The organism is Pseudomonas citronellolis (assembly GCF_001586155.1).
Classification (GTDB): domain Bacteria; phylum Pseudomonadota; class Gammaproteobacteria; order Pseudomonadales; family Pseudomonadaceae; genus Pseudomonas; species Pseudomonas citronellolis.
Map to the genome: position 1 here is coordinate 2,261,092 of NZ_CP014158.1, position 16,831 is coordinate 2,277,922.

Here is a 16,831-nt window from a genome sequence, read left to right on the forward strand (position 1 = left end):
GAAGAATCAGCCGCCCGCGTGGTGCAACCGCGACGGGTGGCGACAGGGGGGGTAGCGGAGCTTGCGCAGGGCCGCTGCCGCCCCGCCGTGCCGAAGGGCACGGCAGGGGGACCGACGCCAACCGCGCCGGCCCCGACGAGCAAGGGCCCGGATTACCCACCGGGCCTGGATAAAAACAAGCTTCAGGGGAGCCCCCATGAGCGTCAACACGCCAACACTGGTCACGTTCGTGATCTACATCGCGGCTATGGTCCTGATCGGATTCGCCGCCTACCGTTCCACCAACAACTTCTCCGACTACATCCTCGGCGGCCGCAGCCTCGGCAGCTTCGTCACGGCCCTGTCGGCCGGTGCCTCGGACATGAGCGGCTGGTTGCTGATGGGCCTGCCGGGGGCGATCTACCTCTCCGGCATCTCCGAAAGCTGGATTGCCATCGGCCTGATCGTCGGCGCCTACCTGAACTGGCTGTTCGTCGCCGGGCGCCTGCGCGTGCACACCGAGCACAACGGCAACGCGCTGACGCTCCCCGACTACTTCACCAACCGCTTCGAGGACAACAGCCGCATCCTGCGCGTGCTCTCGGCGGTGGTGATCCTGGTGTTCTTCACCATCTACTGCGCCTCGGGCATCGTCGCCGGCGCCCGCCTGTTCGAAAGCACCTTCGGCATGTCCTACGAGACCGCCCTGTGGGCCGGCGCCGCCGCGACCATCGCCTACACCTTCGTCGGCGGCTTCCTGGCGGTGAGCTGGACCGACACCGTGCAGGCCTCGCTGATGATCTTCGCGCTGATCCTCACCCCGATCATCGTGCTGTTCGCCACCGGTGGCGTGGAGCCGACCTTCGCCGCCATCGAGCTGAAGGACGCGGCCAACTTCGACATGCTCAAGGGCGCCTCCTTCATCGGCGTGATCTCGCTGATGGCCTGGGGCCTGGGCTACTTCGGCCAGCCGCACATCCTGGCGCGCTTCATGGCCGCCGATTCGGTCAAGTCGATCCCGGCCGCGCGCCGCATCTCCATGACCTGGATGATCCTCTGCCTGGGCGGCGCCGTGGCCGTGGGCTTCTTCGGCATCGCCTACTTCCAGGCCAACCCGGAGCAGGCCGGCGCGGTCACCGAGAACCATGAGCGCATCTTCATCGAACTGGCGAAGATCCTGTTCAACCCGTGGATCGCCGGCGTGCTGCTGTCGGCCATCCTCGCCGCGGTGATGAGCACCCTGAGCTGCCAGCTGCTGGTGTGCTCCTCGGCGCTGACCGAAGACTTCTACAAGGCCTTCCTGCGCAAGAACGCCAGCCAGCTGGAGCTGGTCTGGGTCGGCCGCGCCATGGTGCTGCTGGTGGCGCTGATCGCCATCGCCCTGGCGGCCAACCCGGAAAACCGCGTGCTGGGCCTGGTGTCCTACGCCTGGGCCGGCTTCGGCGCCGCCTTCGGCCCGCTGGTGCTGTTCTCGGTGCTGTGGAAGCGCATGAACCGCAACGGCGCCCTGGCCGGCATGCTGGTCGGCGCGGTCACCGTGATCGTCTGGAAGCAGTTCGGCTGGCTCGGCCTGTACGAGATCATCCCCGGCTTCCTGTTCGCCAGCGTCGCCATCGTGGTCTTCAGCCTGCTCGGCCCGGCCCCGTCCAGGGCCATGCAGCAGCGCTTCGACGAAGCCGAGGCGGAGTACGGCGAGGCCCACCTGCCGGCCTCGGCTCCCGCCGCCGGCCGCTGATTCGCTGAGCGGTAGCCAAGGCCGCGGTCCCGCAAGGGGCCGCGGCCTTTTTCATTTGTGTCCGTTGCGCAGCGCTTCGGCATAGCGCCAGCAGGCGAACAGGCACAGCGCCAGGCCGGCCATGGCCACGGCGCCGCCGACGTTGCCGATCTGCGCCAGGCCGATGCCGCCGACCACCCGGCTGCCGAGCAGCGCGCCGCCGCCGATGCCGACGTTGTACAGCCCGGAGAACATGGCCATGGCCACGTCGGTGGCGTCGTGGGCCAGTTGCAGCACCTTGGCCTGCAGGGCCAGGCCGAAGCACAGGATGGCGGCGCCCCAGAACAGGCTCAGGCCGAGCAGCGCCAGGGGCTCGCGGGCCAGCGGCAGGAGCAGCAGCAGGCAGCTGCCGAGCACGGCGATGGTCAGGCACGGGAAGCCGCGCGGGAAGCGCTCGCTGTAGCGGCTGAAGAGGATCGAGCCGAACAGCCCGGCGCCGCCGAACAGCAGGAGCAGCAGGGTGGTGCGCTGGCTGTCCAGCCTGGCCACCTCGCGGGCGAAGGGCTCGATGTAGCTGTAGGCGGTGAACTGCGCGGTGATCACCAGCACGGTGAGCACGTACAGCGCCACCAGCGCCGGGCGCCGCAGCAACAGCGGCAGGCTGCGCAGCGAGCCGGAGTTCTGGCTGGGCAGCAGCGGCAACGCGCGGGCCAGCCAGAGCACCACCACCAGCGAGACGCCGGCGATGGCCAGGAAGGTCGCGCGCCAGCCCATGGCCTCGCCGAGCACGCGGCCCAGGGGGATGCCCAGGACCATCGCCAGGATGGTCCCGGTGGCCAGCAGGCCCAGGGCCTTGGCCTGCTGGCCCGGCGGCGCCACGCGCACCGCCAGGGATGCGGTGATCGACCAGAACACCGCATGGGCGAAGGCGATGCCGAAGCGGCTGAGCATCAGCGTGGTGAAGCTCCAGGCGACGCCGGAGAGCAGGTGGCTGCCGATGAACAGGCAGAAGATCGCCACCAGCAGGCGCCGCCGCTCCATGTTGCGCGTGGCCAGCATCAGCGGCAGCGAGGTGAGCGACACCACCCAGGCGTACAGGGTGAGCATCAGCCCGGCCTGTTCCGGGCGCATGTCGAAGCTGCGGCCGATGTCGCTGAGCAGGCCCACCGGTACGAACTCGGTGGTGTTGAAGATGAAGGCGGCGATGGCCAGGGCGATGACGTTCAGCCAGCTGCCGGTGCGGGTGTCTTGCGGGTTGTGCATGGGAATCCTGAGTGAGGGTGGGGCTCAGGCCGAGTCCCCCGGCCACGCGTGATGCCCCGGCGGCGAAGGGCCGGGTGCGGGCGGGCGAAGAGGAATCGTTGTTGGTATGGGGGCTGCGGCAGTCGCGGCGGCCATTCTACGCCGTGCGCCGGGCGCCTGTCTGCGCCTGGGCTGCGCGCTTGGCGGCTTGCTGCTAAGGTGCGCGCACTTACGCACCGACGACGAAGCCCGACCATGAGCGAGAAACCCAAGGACCCGCTGCACGGCATGACCCTGCAGACCATCCTCGAACGCCTGCTGGAGCAGTACGGCTGGGAGGGATTGGCCAAGCGCATCGACATCCGCTGCTTCAAGAGCGAGCCCAGCATCAAGTCCAGCCTAACCTTCCTGCGCCGCACGCCCTGGGCGCGGGAGCAGGTGGAGAAGCTCTACGTGCAGATGGTGCGCGGGCGGGGTTGAGCGGATGGCCCGGCCCCCGGCGACCTGTAGGAGCGGGCCCTGCCCGCGAAATCGCGCGCAGGGCGCGCTCCTACAGGGGAATGGCGCGGGTGGGGCAGCGTAGGAGATCTCATCCGCGAATCGCGCCGGGGCGTCCGGCTATCGCGGACAAGGTCCGCTCCTACGGGGGGAGGAATACCGTGCCTCCCGGCAACCTGTAGGAGCGGGCCCTGCCCGCGATTTCGCGCGCAGGGCGCGCTCCTACAGGGGAATGGCGCGGGTGGGGCGGCGTAGCGGATCTCATCCGCGAATCGCGCCGGTATGTCCGGCTATCGCGGACAAGGTCCGCTCCTACGGGGGGATACCGTGCCTCCCGCGGGCCTTGCCCGCGATTCGCGCGCAGGGCGCGCTCCTACAGGGGAATGGCGCGGGTGGGGCGGCGTAGGATCTCATCCGCGAATCGCGCCGGGGCGTCCGGCTATCGCGGACAAGGTCCGCTCCTACGGGGGGCGGATACCGTGCCTCCCGGCAACCTGTAGGAGCGGGCCCTGCCCGCGATTCGCGCGCAGGGCGCGCTCCTACAGGGGAATGGCGTGGCGTAGGATCTCATCCGCGAATCGCGCCGATACCTCCCGGCTATCGCGGACCATACCGGTGCACATGGCTTCTCGTAGGAGCGAGCTTGCTCGCGAACCGCATGGCACCGTGTTTGTTCGCGAGCAAGAACTAGGCGTCCCCCTCGATCCTACGAAGAGCACTTCGGCGTCACCTCAATTGGGCTTCGCCTGCGCCGGCAGCCAGAACTCGATGACCCCGGGCGAGGCCTGCAGGCTTGCCGCCAGCGGCAGGGCCACGGCCTTGTCGCTGAACTTCCGCGCCAGCCAGCGGGCGCATTCGCCGTCGCGGCGGGCGTGGTAGATGAAGGTCGGCCGCGGCCAGGGCAATGGCGGCGGCGAACCGCGGCGGGCGGCGGCGCTGACCACGTTCTCGATGCCCGGGGTGCTGATCCCGCTGCCTTCCAGCAGCTTGAGGAAGTCCCGCGCCGTGCGTTGCTCGTCGGCCGAGTAGATCTGCGTGTAGAGCACCACCGGCCGCCTGCCTTCGCGCATGCAGGGGTTGGCCACCGGCTCTGCTTCGGGCGCAGGCGCGGCGCTGGCCGTGACGGCGGGCGGTGGCACCATCTCGGCGCTGACAGGCGGTGATGCCGGCGCCGCGGCTGGCGGTGGCGGTGGCGGTGGCGGTGGCGGGGCGCTGGCCAGCGCCGGGTTGTCTTCCGGCAGCGGAGTGAAGCCGAACCAGTATTGCTGCACCGGGCTGTTGGGGTGCGGGTCGCTGGTGAGCTGGCGCAGGTAGTTGCAGTCGGCCGACTCGGTACCATTGGCGCAGGCCGCGCTGGCACGCTCGAACAGGGTGCGCATGTCGCTGGCGAACTCCACCGACAGGCCGTTGCGGCTGGCGAAGTTCTCCAGGTGGCCGATGCGCGTGCGCAGGGCGTCGCTGACCTTGTTGCCCTTGGCGTAGAGGTCGGCGATGGCCTCCAACTGGCTGGCGTACTTCGACTCGCTGTCGGCGATGTTGCCGCGGTACTGCTCCAGGCCCTGCCAGAGCGCCACCACCAGGCTGGCGGAAAGGCCCACGCCGAGGGTGGTGCGCACGTTCTGGGCGATGCGCTGGCGGCGGTTCGGGCCGTTGGCCGGGGCCGGCTGGCCGACTGCGGTGAGGGTCACGATGCTGGCCAGGTCGGCCCAGCCCGGCAGGCGCTGGAGGAAGTCGCGGCTGAGCACCGAGCCCAGCGCCAGGCCCAGCTGGTGGTAGGCCTCCCACTGGCTTTCGTCGAAGAACTGGTCGTCGGTGCCCTGCTGCGGGAAGGCCGGGTTGCGGTCGGCGTAGCCCACCAGGTCGAAGGGCAGCTCCAGCAGCGGCGAGTCGCAGCGGTGCGGCTTGACCACCAGCAGGGTGCCGCGCCTGTGGCTGGCGTAGGTGATGCGCGCCAGCAGCAGGTATTCGCGGCCGCAATCCGGCGAGATGGACTCCGGGGTGCCGAACAGCAGGGCGCGGGCGTCGCCGGCGGAGACCCGCGCCAGGCTGTCCGGGTCGATGAATTCGATGTCGGCGTCGTAGTCGATCTTGGCCTTGCGCACCAGGTTCTCCAGGTCCTCGAACAGGTAGCGCGGGTCGGCGCCGCAGTCGCTGGCGACGATCAGGTCGACCTCGCGCTTGAGCAGGGCGTAGACGCCGCTGTTGTCGAAGTGGCCGCCGTCGGACAGGTACCAGAAGGGCGCGCGCAGGCCGGGGAACTGGGCGAGCATCTCGGCGCGGGTGGCCAGGTACTTGGCCAGGCGCGCGCGCCAGCCGGTCTCGGCGGCGCGCGTCGGGTTGGGCAGCCAGAAGCCCAGGCGCAGGCCGGTCATGAACACCAGCGCGGCCAGCCCGGCGCTGGTGCGCGAGCCCATGCCGGTGCTCAGGGCGGCGCCGGAGATGGTCGCCCATTGCGCCAGGCTGCTGCGCTCCAGGCCCTGGGGCGGCCGCGGGCCGTGGGTGCCGGTCTCCACGCCCAGGGCGCTGACGGTCAGGGCCACGCCCTTGCGGTCGGCGTTGTAGCTGTGGGTGCGGTCGTCGAGGGTCTGGTTGATGCAGCAGTTGATCAGGTGCAGCGGCCCGCCGTAGGCGTGCGGCTGGTAGTCGGCCAGGGCCACGTCGTCGCCGGGCAGTATCTCCCGCAGCGACTCGATGCCCTCGATCAGCCGGCGCTCGGCCGGTACCAGCAGCGAGGCTGGGAAGCGCGCCTCGGGGCCGCCGTGGTTGGCCACCGCGACGTAGGTGCGGGCCAGGCGCGAGCGGTAGAAGTAGTGCAGCGAGGCGAGGTTCAGCTGGGTGAGGTTGGCGCCGCTGATACCGATGTAGAAGCCCAGCGCGGCCAGCACCAGGGCCCAGTACAGCAGCGGCAGCCAGGGCTGCATGGCGGCGCCGGGGCTGAGCAGGTTGCCGCCCAGGTAGAGGAAGGCCTGCAGCAGCGTCAGCCAGGCCAGCAGCAGGAACGCCAGCAGGGCCAGGCCCAGCAGGTTGGCCAGCTGGCTGCCGTAGGCGCTCGGCAGGCCCTGCTGGCGCAGGCGCTCCAGCAGCGTCGGCAGCAGGGCGCGCAGCAGCACCACGGCAAGGCCCGTGGAGCCCAGCACGCTGGAGGAAATGAGGGTGAAGTTGCCGCTCTCGCGCAGGCGCACGACCAAGTGCCAGGTGACCGCCTCGCAAACGCCCAGCAGCAATACCCCGGCGCCGCCCAGCAGTACCCAGCCCAGCCAGTGGGTCAGGCGCAGGCGCTGCTGTTCCGGCGGGCAGGCGCGCAGCGGCAGGCGCAGCAGCCAGCCCAGCGGGGCGATCAGCAGGGCGCCGACCAGCAGGGCGTAGGCCAGCAGCCGCGGGCCCAGCTCGATGTCGCTCTGCAACTGCGGCCACAGGCCCTGCACCGCCAGGGCCAGCGCGGCGAGCAGGGCCAGCAGCACCGAGAGCAGGTCGCGCAGGGCGTGGTCCTGGCGGTCGCGGCTGAACCAGTAGGCCCAGCACAGCGCGCCGGCGGCCAGCAGCAACAGCGGCACGACGAGGAACCACAGCGACCAGAGGTTGCCGAGGAACACCGGCGGCGTGCCCAGCAGCGCCAGCAGCACGTGGGGCAGCACCGTGAACATGCCGATGCACAGCAGCAGGATGCCGATCTCCAGCTGGGTGGCCATGAAGCCACGGAGCATCGAGGCGCCGGCCATCAGCAGGTCGCGGCCGCCGGCCGGGGCCAGGTAGCGGCCGTTGTTGCGCAGCCACCAGAGCAGCAGCGAGTCGTCCGCCGCCAGGCCGTTCTCCACCTCGCGGGCGCCCTGGGCGGGGCCGTACAGGCGGCCGAGCATGGCGCCGACGTAGCCGCCGCCGGACACCGTGGAGAGGTAGTCGAAGCGCTTGAGCACGTGGTTCTTCGCCAGCGCCCGCAGCAGGCCGAAGTTGAAGGTGGCGCTGCGCACGCCGCCGCCGGAGAGGGCCAGGCCCCAGCTGAAGTCGCTCGGCACGTCGATGCCGGCCTGGGCGCGGCGCTGGCGCAGCAGCGCCTGTTCCTGGTCCCTGAGGTTCCCATGGCGGCGCGGCATAGCGGTGCCCTCCGGCTCCGGACCCGCGCGGCAAGGGGCGCCGCGCCAGGTCATGCTGACGGCCGGCCGGACCTCCCGGCGCCGAACCCTTGGCGCCGTGCTTCCCTGGCCTTTCCCGGGTTCAGGCCGCGGCGGCGCGCGGCCTCACAGCCAGCTCACCCGCAGGGTGTCCTGGGGCGCGTGGCACTCGGTGCCCGGCTCCAGGTAGTGCTGCAGCATCGGCGCCATGCCCTTGAGCACCTGCACCGGCAGCGCCGAGGTGAACTTGAAGTTGCTCGACGCGCTGCCGGCCACGTAGGCGGTGAGGGTGCCGAAGTGCCGCGGGCCGAGGTAGAACACGAAGGTCGCGGTGCGGTTCAGCGAGCGCGAACTCTTCACCGCCCCGCCGCGGGTGAAGCTTTCGATGCGGTTGTCGCCGGTGCCGGTCTTGCCGCCCATCACCAGCGGGCTGCCGTCGTCGCGGCGGAAGCTGCCGGACAGCCGCCGCGCGGTGCCCTGGTCGACCACCTGGGACAGCGAGTCGCGCAGGGTGCTGGCCACCTCCGAGGTCATCACTCGGGTGCCGACGTTGGCCTGCGGCGCCAGGCTCACCTCGTAGGGCGTGCCGGCGGCGAAGTGCAGGCTGTCGATGCGCAGGGTGGGCAGGCGGATGCCGTCGTTGAGGATGATGCCCATCAGCTCGGCCAGCGCCGCCGGGCGGTCGCCGGAGCTGCCCAGGGCGGTGGCCAGCGAGGGCACCAGGTGGTCGAAGGGGTAGCCCAGCTGCTTCCACTGCTGGTGGATGTCGAGGAAGGCCTCTACCTCCAGCATGATGCGGATGCGCTTGTCGCGGGCGGCCTTGTAGCGCGACTTGTACAGCCAGCCGTAGACCTGCTTGCGCTCGGCGTTGCTGGCGGCCACCGCGTCGGCGAAGCTGGCTTGCGGCTGGCGCTGCAGGTAGCCGAGCAGCCACAGCTCCAGCGGGTGCACGCGGGCCACGTAGCCCTGGTCGTTGAGGTCGAAGGCCCCGGGGCCGTAGCGCTTGTAGAGATCGGCGATGCGTTTGTCGGTGAGCTTCTCGCCGGTGTAGTGGCTCTGCTTCAGGCGGTCCTGGAGGAAGGCGGCGAAGGTCGCCTGGTCGGCCTGGGGCTGCAGGTAGCGGTGGATCGCCGCCAGGCGCACCGGCCACGGGCGCAGGCCGTCGAGGAAGGTGTCCAGGCGCTCGTCGGCGTTCTGCCCGCGGTACTTCTGCCAGAAGCGCAGCAGGTAGACGCGGCTCTCCTGGTCGACGAAGCGGTCCAGGTACAGCTGGCGGCGCGGGTCCTTGTCGTCCTGCAGCACGGTCAGCTTGTTGCCGTCCTTCTGGTACATGTCGTGGCGCACCAGGTCGCGCAGCAGGCGCACGAAGGGCAGGTTGATGGATTCGCGCAGCGCTTCGAGCAGGGTGGGGATGCGCCCGTTGTCCTCCCGGCGGAAGTTGGAGAAGGTGTGCACGCCGCCGCCGGTGAAGAAGCTCTCGTAGGGGCTGGCCGAGTACTTGCGCTGCATGGCCGCGGCGAGCATGGCCGAGAGGTCGGCGTTGGGGTTGGCGATCAGGTAGTCGATGGACCAGCGGCTGATGAAGTCCAGCGGCTCCACCGGCACCTTGCGCAGCTCGGCGGCGGGCTTGCCGTTGTAGGCGCGGTACTGGTCGGCGATGCGCTCCAGATAGTTGGACAGCACCCGCAGCTTGGCGGTGGAACCCAGCTCCAGCTTGCTGCCCTCGTTGATGTCGAAGGGCTGGTCGGTGCTGTCGGTCTGCACGCGCACGCGGTTGCCGTCGGCGGTGCGCTCGAACAGCACGAAGCTGTAGCGCACGTCGGCGGTCTTGTCCTTGGACAGCAGGTGCTCGCCGAACAGGCCGATCTGCGAGGCGAAGTCCGGATCGGCCAGTTGCTTGAGGTAGGCGCTGACCTTGTTCTGCAACTCGTCCTGCAGGGTGGTGCTGAAGCTCAGGTCGAGGCGGTCCAGGTCATACAGCGGCACGTTGAGCATCCCCGCCAGGCGGGTGCGGGCCAGGCTCACGCCCTTGTTCGGCTCCAGCGGCTGCACCGTCGGCTGGTTCTGCGGGTCGCGGAACTCCAGGCGCTGGGCCAGGGCGGCATCGCGCAGCGGCGCCTCGATCACCCCGGCCTGGGCCAGCAGGCGCAGGTAGCTGTCGGTCAGCTCGCCCAGCGGCTTGCGCCCGCGCGCCAGGTAATAGGACGGGCGGCGGTGGGCGATCATCAGCGACACCACCTGGCGCAGCGCCCGGCCCTGGGCCTCGAGCTCGGCGCCCTGGCCGACGGGGGAGGAGAGCAGGCGGTTGACCTGCTGGTAGTCGGCGCCGTACCAGATCCACAGACCGTCGGGCAGGCCGCTGACCTCGCCGTAGCCCGGCTGCGCCGAGAGCGGCACCGAGTTGAGGTAGGTGAGCACCACGTTGCGCCGCGCCGGCAGGTTCTCGGCGCCGCCCTGGTAGGCGCGCACGCTGGCCGAGGCCATCTGCCGCAGCTTGTCGCGGATGGAATTGGTGCGCCCGTCCACCGAGTGGCGGTACTTCTCGATCTGCGTGGCCAGGGTGCTGCCGCCGGGGGCGTGGTTGCCCATGCCGACCAGGCGCCCGGCCTGGGCCACGGCGGCCTGGGTGAAGCGGCTCCAGTCGATGGCCGGGTTGAGGTAGGGGCGGCTGGCGTCGAGCAGGTCGCGGTTCTCGATGTACAGCAGGCTCTGCACGATCAGCGGGGCGATGGCGTCGTAGCTGGCGTAGAGCCGCTGCGGGTAGCGGAAGTTGTAGATCGGCAGGCCGCGGCAGTCGCTGATGTCGACGCCGGCCTGGGCCTTCTCGGCGTAGGGCGGGAACATGCCGTAGCCGGCGTATTGCAGCAGGGCAGGGGAGAAGCGCGCCTGGTCGAGGGTGACGAAGTCGCGGTCGTGCAGGCGCTGCAGGAAGTCCGGCAGTTGCAGGTAGCCCAGGCGGCGGTCGAAGGGGCCGTCCTTCGGGTAGACCACCTGGTCGCTGGAACCGGCGCCGACCTGCCAGGTCAACTCGCCGGCCAGGCGCGCCAGCTCGCGGGCCTGCAGCTTGGAGGTATGCGCCTCGTAGAGCAGCGCCGCGCCCATCGCCGCCAGCAGTGGCAGGACGAACAGGAACAGCAGCAGGAAGCGGTGGTGGCTGGGTTTTTTCGGGGAAAAGCCAGGCTCCGGCACGCCCGGTTGAGAATGCAGTTGACCGGTATGCTCCGTATGCGCCATATCACGACCTGCCCATGCTTGCGAAAGCCTGAGTAAGCGGTCTCCGCCGACGTGACGACCGGCACCCATCCCGGTGCCGCGAAAGCCCCCGTGCCAGCGGCCTCCCCTTTCTTTGAGCGTAGTAGGCGGGGAAAATTCTGCTGAATGTCGTGCCTTCGTCCGGCCCAAGCCGCGACAATGCCCGACGAGTGACCTGGAAAACGACCCGATGCGCCTGTTCCTGATGTTCCTGCCGTTGATCGTCAGCCTGAACGCCCATGCCGCGCCCATGCCGTTCTACCTGTGGCAGAGCCGCGTGGACGGCCACCTGACCTGCAGCCAGACCTCGCCGGGGGAGGGCTGGACGCGGCTGTCCGGGCCGTTCGGCGATGCGGGGTGCCGGCAGCCGTTGAAGAGCGGGCCCTCGACCAGGGGGCTGGCGGTGCCGAAGGGGTTGTGAGGGGCGGGCTTTTCTTTTGTAGGAGCGAGGGGGACGCCCAGTTCTTGCTTGCGAATGGAGTTTCCCGATAGCTGCGGTGCAGGTCCCGAAGAGCGCCCTCTCCCTAACCCTCTCCCTGAAGGGAGAGGGGACCGTTGGGCAGAAACGGGGGCTCTGGAGTTAGCCGGCAGCACCGAAAGTTTCCGGCTGGAACCACCCCTTTCTCTCGGCACGGACTAGCCCCCTCTCCCTTCAGGGCGGGGCGCGCAGCCGAGGGCTGGGGAGAGGGTACGGAGTCCACCGAAAGCACCGCAGCCACCAGCAGAACACCCTTCGCGAGCAAGCTCGCTCCTACGAAAAGCCTTTGCCTAGAATGAAGGCGCCATTCCCCACAGCGGACCCTCACCATGCCCGACAACCCCACCCGCATTCGCCACAGCTGGGACAGCAACCCCAGCGCCTGGACCCGCGCGGTGCGCGAGCAGCGCATCGACAGCCGCCGTCTGGCCACCGACGAGGCTATCGTCCGCGCCGTGCTGGAAGGTTCGCCGCATCGTGTGCTGGACATCGGCTGCGGCGAAGGCTGGCTGTGCCGGGTGCTGGAGGCCCGGGGTTGCGAAGTGGTGGGCATCGACGCCTCGCCAGCCCTGATCGAGGCCGCGCGCCAGGCCGGCGAAGGGCAGTACGAGGTGCTGAGCCAGGCCGAACTGGTGGGCGAGGCCGGGGCGCGCCTGGGGCGGTTCGACGCGCTGGTGTGCAACTTCGCCCTGTTCGACGAGGATCTCGCGCCCCTGCTGCGTGGCCTGCAGCAGCGCCTGGCGCCGGGCGGGCGGCTGCTGATCCAGACCCTGCACCCCTGGAGCGCCTGCGGCGACGAGCCCTACGAGGACGGCTGGCGCCTGGAGACCTTCAGCGCCTTCGGCGACGAGTTCCGCGAGCCCATGCCCTGGTACTTCCGCACCTTCGAATCCTGGCTGGCCCTGCTGCACGCCAGCGGCTGGCGCCTGCTGGCGCTGCGCGAGCCGCGGCGGCCGGATACCGGCGTGGCCTGCTCGCTGCTGCTGGTGGCCGCGCCGGCCGGGTAAGCCTTTGGTCTCGTTCGCACCATAAGGGGGCAGACGCCCCGGCAATCTTGTGCAACACTCCGCGGCGACCTCAGTGGTTCACTCCCGCAATGCCCACGTCCGCTCCACAAGGGCGGGCAGCCTCTTCCGGTGTGCAGTCCCGGAAGGCCCCAGACGAATCCTCCCCGTGCCCACCGGCGCGGTGGCGGCGCTTTTTCCGTCGCGGGCCTTCCTCATCCCGATTGCGCTTCGAGTCGCCGCTGATATACCCAACAACAAAATCGAGGTTGCACCATCATGTCGTCCCATGATCTCCAACGGGATCTCAACGAGCGGCACATCCGTCTCATGGCCCTCGGCGCCTGCATCGGCGTCGGCCTGTTCCTCGGCTCCGCCAAGGCCATCCAGATGGCCGGCCCGGCCATCATGCTCTCCTACATCATCGGCGGCCTGGCCATCCTGGTCATCATGCGCGCCCTCGGCGAAATGGCCGTGCACAACCCCGTGGCCGGCTCCTTCGCCCGCTACGCCCAGGACTATCTCGGCCCGCTGGCCGGCTACCTGACCGGCTGGAACTACTGGTTCCTGTGGCTGGTGACCTGCGTCGCCGAGATCACCGCGGTGGCCATCTACATGGGCATCTGGTTCCCCGAGGTGCCGCGCTGGATCTGGGCCCTGGCGGCCCTGGCGAGCATGGGCACCATCAACCTGATCGCGGTGCGCGCCTTCGGCGAGTTCGAGTTCTGGTTCGCCCTGATCAAGGTCGTCACCATCCTCGCGCTGATCCTGGTGGGCGGCGGCATGATCGTCTTCGGCCTGGGCAACGGCGGCGTGGCCACCGGCATTTCCAACCTGTGGAGCAACGGCGGCTTCATGCCCCATGGCATCACCGGCGTGCTGATGTCGCTGCAGATGGTGATGTTCGCCTACCTGGGCGTGGAGATGATCGGCCTCACCGCCGGCGAGGCGAAGAACCCGCAGAAGACCATCCCGGGGGCGATCAACTCGGTGTTCTGGCGCATCCTGCTGTTCTACGTCGGCGCGCTCTTCGTGATCATGTCGATCTACCCGTGGAGCGAGATCGGCACCCAGGGCAGCCCCTTCGTGATGACCTTCGAGCGCCTGGGCATCAAGACCGCCGCCGGCATCATCAACTTCGTGGTGATCACCGCCGCGCTGTCTTCCTGCAACGGCGGCATCTTCAGCACCGGGCGTATGCTCTACAGCCTGGCCCAGCACGGCCAGGCGCCGGCGGTCTTCGCCAAGACCTCCAAGGGCGGCGTGCCGCGCAATGCGCTGATCCTGTCCATAGTCGCGCTGCTGTTCGGCGTGCTGCTGAACTACCTGGTGCCGGAGAAGGTGTTCACCTGGGTGACCTCCATCGCCACCTTCGGCGCCATCTGGACCTGGGCCATGATCCTGCTGGCGCAGCTGAAGTTCCGCCGCGGCCTGAGCCCGGCCGAGGCCGGCAAGCTGCAGTTCAAGATGTGGCTGTACCCGCTGAGCTCCTACCTGGCCATGGCCTTCCTGGTGCTGGTGGTGGCGCTGATGGCGTTCTTCGAGGACACCCGCATCGCCCTCTACATCGGCCCGGCCTTCCTGGTCCTGCTGGTGGTGCTGTACCGCGTGTTCGACCTGGCGCCGAAAGGCGAGCAGGGCGCGGTCGCCAGCGGCGCGTGAGCCTGATGGCGAAATGACAAAGGGCCTCTTCGGAGGCCCTTTTCTTTTGTGTGGCGAATCGCGGACGGAGAGGAAACTCCATGCCTCACGACAACTGTAGGAGCGGGCCCTGCCCGCGAAATCGCGCGCAGGGCGCGCTCCTACATGGGAATGGCGCGGGTGGGGCAGCGTAGGAGCGGATCTTATCCGCGAATCGCGCCGGAACCTCCGGCTATCGCGGACAGAGTCCGCTCCTACGAAAAGCCGTATCCGCCAGCAACGGCGGCATCGGGCAGTCGAGGATGTCGGCCACCGCGCGCAGCAGTTCCGCCTCGGCCACGCTGATGCGCCCGTCGTATTCGCCGCAGCGGACCATGGCCTTGAGCAGCTGCGGCTTCTGCAACGGGCGCAGTTGCGCCAGGCGCCGCAGCGCCGCTTCCAGCTCGCGCAGGGTGCCGGCCTGCGGCGGCTGCCGCACGGCGAAGGGCAGGGTGGCCCAGGCCTGGGCGAAGGCCTGTTCGGCATGGGCCGCTTCGGCTCCGTCGACGCCGGCGAGGAAGGCCAGCAGGACCGCCGCCTCGTCGCCCAGCTCGGCCAGCGGCAGGTTGCCGATGCGCGTCGGGGCCGGGCGCAGGTTGCGTTCGACGATGCGCAGCAGCGTCCACTCCAGCAGTTTCACCCGGCGATCGGCCTTGATCAGCAGCGCCATGTTGCCCAGCAGGCTCGTCACCTGGGTGGCGTCCAGCTGCTTCAGCGCCGGCATGGCCAGGTCCAGCAGGGGCAGGCGCAGACCCGGGTCGAGGGTGTGCAGGTGCTCCTCCAGGCGGTCGAACTGGAAGGCCATGCCCAGCTCCAGGCGCGGCTTGAGCAGCTGCAGTTGCTGGGCGCGGGCCAGCGCTTCGGCGTCCAGCAACAGGCCGTAGACCAAGGCCTGCGCGCCATCGACCTTGTGCGCCGCCGCCCGCAGGCTTTCATCCAGCCGTTGCAGGGTGTGCCGCGCTTCCGCCAGGTGCGCCCCGGCCGGCTCGCCGATGGCCTCGACCGCGGCCAGCGCCGCGCCCGAGGGGTAGCCGCGTAGGGCGGCGTTCCAGGTCTCGCGGTCCACCAGCGGGGTGTCCAGGCGCGGTTCCAGCTTCGAGTAGAGGCCGTCCCAGCCCGGCTCGATGCGGCGGATGCGCTCCTCCAGCGGCGGGTGGGTGGCCAGGCCGAACCAGTGGTTGGCCAGGCCGTCGCTGAAGTACAGGTGGCTGAACTCGGCGCGGTGCAGGGCGCCGAGCAGCGAGCCGTAGCCGCCGACCTTCTTCAGCGCCCCGGCGATGCTGGCCGGGTTGCGGGTAAACTGCACGGCGGAGGCGTCGGCGAGATATTCGCGCTGGCGGTTCACCGCGGCCTTGATCAGGCTGCCGAAGAAGGTCCCGACCGAGCCCAGCCCCCACAGGCACAGGCCGGCGACGAAGGCCAGCGCGATGAAGCCCAGGGCCGAGCCGGAGCCGCTGTCGTTGCCGGCGTTGCTGCGCTGCATGCGGATGCGCGCCACGTCGTCGGCGCGGTGGCTGTCCCACAGGCCGCGGACCATGGTCTGGCCGATCAGGCCCAGCAGCAGGATGCCGTGCAGCAGCGCCACCAGGCGGGTGTTCAGGCGCATGTCGCCGTGGTGGATGTGGCTGAACTCGTGGGCGATCACCCCCTGCAGCTCGTCGCGGCTGAGCAGGGCGATGGTCCCGCGGGTGACGCCGATGACCGCGTCGCGCGGCGTCAGGCCGGCGGCGAAGGCGTTGATGCCGCTGTCCTCCAGCAGGTACACCGGCGGCACCGGGGTGCCCGAGGCGATGGCCATTTCCTCGACCACGTTGAGCACCCGGCGTTCATCGGCGTCGCGGGCGTCCAGGTTGATCAGCCGGCCGCCCAGGCGCTCGGCCACGGCGCGGCCGCCCAGGCGCAGCTGGCGGTGCTTGTACCAGGCGCCGACGATCACCACGCCGACCACCACCAGCGCCACCCACAGGTAGAGTTCGAAGTCGGGCAGGCGCTGCGGCGAGGTCCAGTGGCTGGCGGGCTCGCCGATGTGGCGCCAGAGCCAGCCCAGGACCAGGCTGGTGAGCGTCACCAGGCAGGCCACCGCCGCGGCCAGGAGCAGGATCAGCCGGCCGGTCTGGCGGCGGGCGCGGTCCTGGTGCTGGAAGAAGTTCATCGCGCGGGCCGCCCGTCAGAAGGCGACCTTGGGCGCGTCCTGGATCTGCTGGCTGTCGGCGAACTCCAGCTGCGCGACCTCGGCCTTGTGGCCGAAATTCGCCGCCAGCACCACGGCGGGGAACGACTGGCGGTAGGCGTTGTATTCCATCACCGCGTCGTTGTAGGCCTGGCGGGCGAAGGCCACCTTGTTCTCGGTGCTCGACAGCTCCTCGGTGAGCTGCTGCAGGTTCTGCGAGGCCTTGAGGTCCGGGTAGGCCTCCATGGTCACGTTGAGCCGCCCCAGCGCGCCGCCCAGGGCGCCCTCGGCGTTGGCCAACTGGGCCAGGCCGGCGGCGGCGCCGGGCTGGCTGGCGGCGGCCTTGAGCCCGGCCACCGCGGCATTGCGCGCGGCGATCACCGCCTCCAGGGTTTCCCGCTCGTGCTTGAGGTAGGCCTTGGCGGTTTCCACCAGGTTGGGGATCAGGTCGTAGCGCCGCTTGAGCTGCACCTCGATCTGCGCGAAGGCGTTGCGGTAGCGGGCGCGCAGGTTCACCAGGCGGTTGTAGATGGCGATGACGCCGAAGAACAGCACGGCGAGGACGAGCAGGGTGACCAGGGAGGAAACCGACATGGGAGGTCCTTTTCGAGCGTCGGGAAAGGTCCGCCGATGATAGCGGAAAGCTTCCACGGCGGAAGGAAAGGCATCACGGGCTGTGCCCGGAAGCGGAAGCATGCTGTAAAG

10 protein-coding genes are annotated in these 16,831 nt (G+C 69.8%); 5 read left to right on the top strand and 5 right to left on the bottom strand.

Going from position 1 to position 16,831, the window contains the following annotated elements; translation table 11 throughout:
* The first annotated feature begins 196 nt into the window (after window positions 1-196).
* Entirely contained in the window at window positions 197-1,714 is a 1,518-nt protein-coding gene (gene putP, locus PcP3B5_RS10305; protein ID WP_009618943.1) for a sodium/proline symporter PutP, read from the top strand.
* A 51-nt stretch (window positions 1,715-1,765) separates the two neighbouring features.
* On the opposite strand, the gene PcP3B5_RS10310 is transcribed toward putP, so the two are convergent.
* Complete coding sequence (locus tag PcP3B5_RS10310; RefSeq protein WP_061561183.1) at window positions 1,766-2,956, bottom strand: sugar transporter; 1,191 nt, start codon at window positions 2,954-2,956, stop codon at window positions 1,766-1,768.
* Between the two features lie 234 nt (window positions 2,957-3,190).
* Between PcP3B5_RS10310 and PcP3B5_RS10315 the strand changes: the two genes are divergently transcribed.
* On the top strand, window positions 3,191-3,415 hold the full coding sequence (locus PcP3B5_RS10315) for a VF530 family protein (protein ID WP_009618945.1): 225 nt from the start codon (window positions 3,191-3,193) through the stop codon (window positions 3,413-3,415).
* Between the two features lie 749 nt (window positions 3,416-4,164).
* Here PcP3B5_RS10315 and PcP3B5_RS10320 read toward each other — a convergent pair.
* Together PcP3B5_RS10320 and PcP3B5_RS10325 are read right to left on the bottom strand one after the other, a co-directional pair.
* Window positions 4,165-7,524: a patatin-like phospholipase family protein gene (locus PcP3B5_RS10320; protein ID WP_061561184.1), complete on the bottom strand. Its 3,360-nt coding sequence runs from the start codon at window positions 7,522-7,524 to the stop codon at window positions 4,165-4,167.
* 144 nt (window positions 7,525-7,668) lie between these two features.
* Window positions 7,669-10,680 (bottom strand): transglycosylase domain-containing protein, encoded by a 3,012-nt coding sequence (locus tag PcP3B5_RS10325; protein ID WP_061563234.1) that lies wholly within the window; start codon window positions 10,678-10,680, stop codon window positions 7,669-7,671.
* Window positions 10,681-10,984: 304 nt separating this feature from the next.
* On the opposite strand from PcP3B5_RS10325, the gene PcP3B5_RS10330 reads away from it, so the two are divergent.
* The 3 genes from PcP3B5_RS10330 (at window position 10,985) to PcP3B5_RS10340 (ending at window position 13,938) form a co-directional block, all read left to right on the top strand.
* Complete coding sequence (locus PcP3B5_RS10330; protein WP_061561185.1) at window positions 10,985-11,215, top strand: hypothetical protein; 231 nt, start codon at window positions 10,985-10,987, stop codon at window positions 11,213-11,215.
* 386 nt (window positions 11,216-11,601) lie between these two features.
* Window positions 11,602-12,279: a class I SAM-dependent methyltransferase gene (locus PcP3B5_RS10335; protein ID WP_061561186.1), complete on the top strand. Its 678-nt coding sequence runs from the start codon at window positions 11,602-11,604 to the stop codon at window positions 12,277-12,279.
* 276 nt (window positions 12,280-12,555) lie between these two features.
* Window positions 12,556-13,938, top strand: coding sequence for an amino acid permease (locus PcP3B5_RS10340; protein WP_061561187.1), 1,383 nt, complete (start codon window positions 12,556-12,558; stop codon window positions 13,936-13,938).
* 211 nt (window positions 13,939-14,149) lie between these two features.
* Here PcP3B5_RS10340 and PcP3B5_RS10345 read toward each other — a convergent pair whose 3' ends face one another.
* Window positions 14,150-16,108 carry a M48 family metallopeptidase gene (locus PcP3B5_RS10345; RefSeq protein WP_061561188.1) on the bottom strand — a complete coding sequence of 653 codons (1,959 nt, stop codon included), beginning with the start codon at window positions 16,106-16,108 and terminating at the stop codon, window positions 14,150-14,152.
* A gap of 15 nt (window positions 16,109-16,123) precedes the next feature.
* Window positions 16,124-16,720, bottom strand: a complete 597-nt coding sequence (locus tag PcP3B5_RS10350; protein ID WP_061561189.1) for a LemA family protein — start codon at window positions 16,718-16,720, stop codon at window positions 16,124-16,126.
* Window positions 16,721-16,831: the final 111 nt, after the last annotated feature.

Excerpts from the sequence above, each read along its gene's own strand:
- putP (WP_009618943.1), top strand. The coding sequence starts at position 197 with ATGAGCGTCAACACGCCAACACTGGTCACGTTCGTGATCTACATCGCG.
- PcP3B5_RS10310 (WP_061561183.1), bottom strand. The coding sequence starts at position 2,956 with ATGCACAACCCGCAAGACACCCGCACCGGCAGCTGGCTGAACGTCATC.
- PcP3B5_RS10315 (WP_009618945.1), top strand. The coding sequence starts at position 3,191 with ATGAGCGAGAAACCCAAGGACCCGCTGCACGGCATGACCCTGCAGACC.
- PcP3B5_RS10320 (WP_061561184.1), bottom strand. The coding sequence starts at position 7,524 with ATGCCGCGCCGCCATGGGAACCTCAGGGACCAGGAACAGGCGCTGCTG.
- PcP3B5_RS10330 (WP_061561185.1), top strand. The coding sequence starts at position 10,985 with ATGCGCCTGTTCCTGATGTTCCTGCCGTTGATCGTCAGCCTGAACGCC.
- PcP3B5_RS10335 (WP_061561186.1), top strand. The coding sequence starts at position 11,602 with ATGCCCGACAACCCCACCCGCATTCGCCACAGCTGGGACAGCAACCCC.
- PcP3B5_RS10340 (WP_061561187.1), top strand. The coding sequence starts at position 12,556 with ATGTCGTCCCATGATCTCCAACGGGATCTCAACGAGCGGCACATCCGT.
- PcP3B5_RS10345 (WP_061561188.1), bottom strand. The coding sequence starts at position 16,108 with ATGAACTTCTTCCAGCACCAGGACCGCGCCCGCCGCCAGACCGGCCGG.
- PcP3B5_RS10350 (WP_061561189.1), bottom strand. The coding sequence starts at position 16,720 with ATGTCGGTTTCCTCCCTGGTCACCCTGCTCGTCCTCGCCGTGCTGTTC.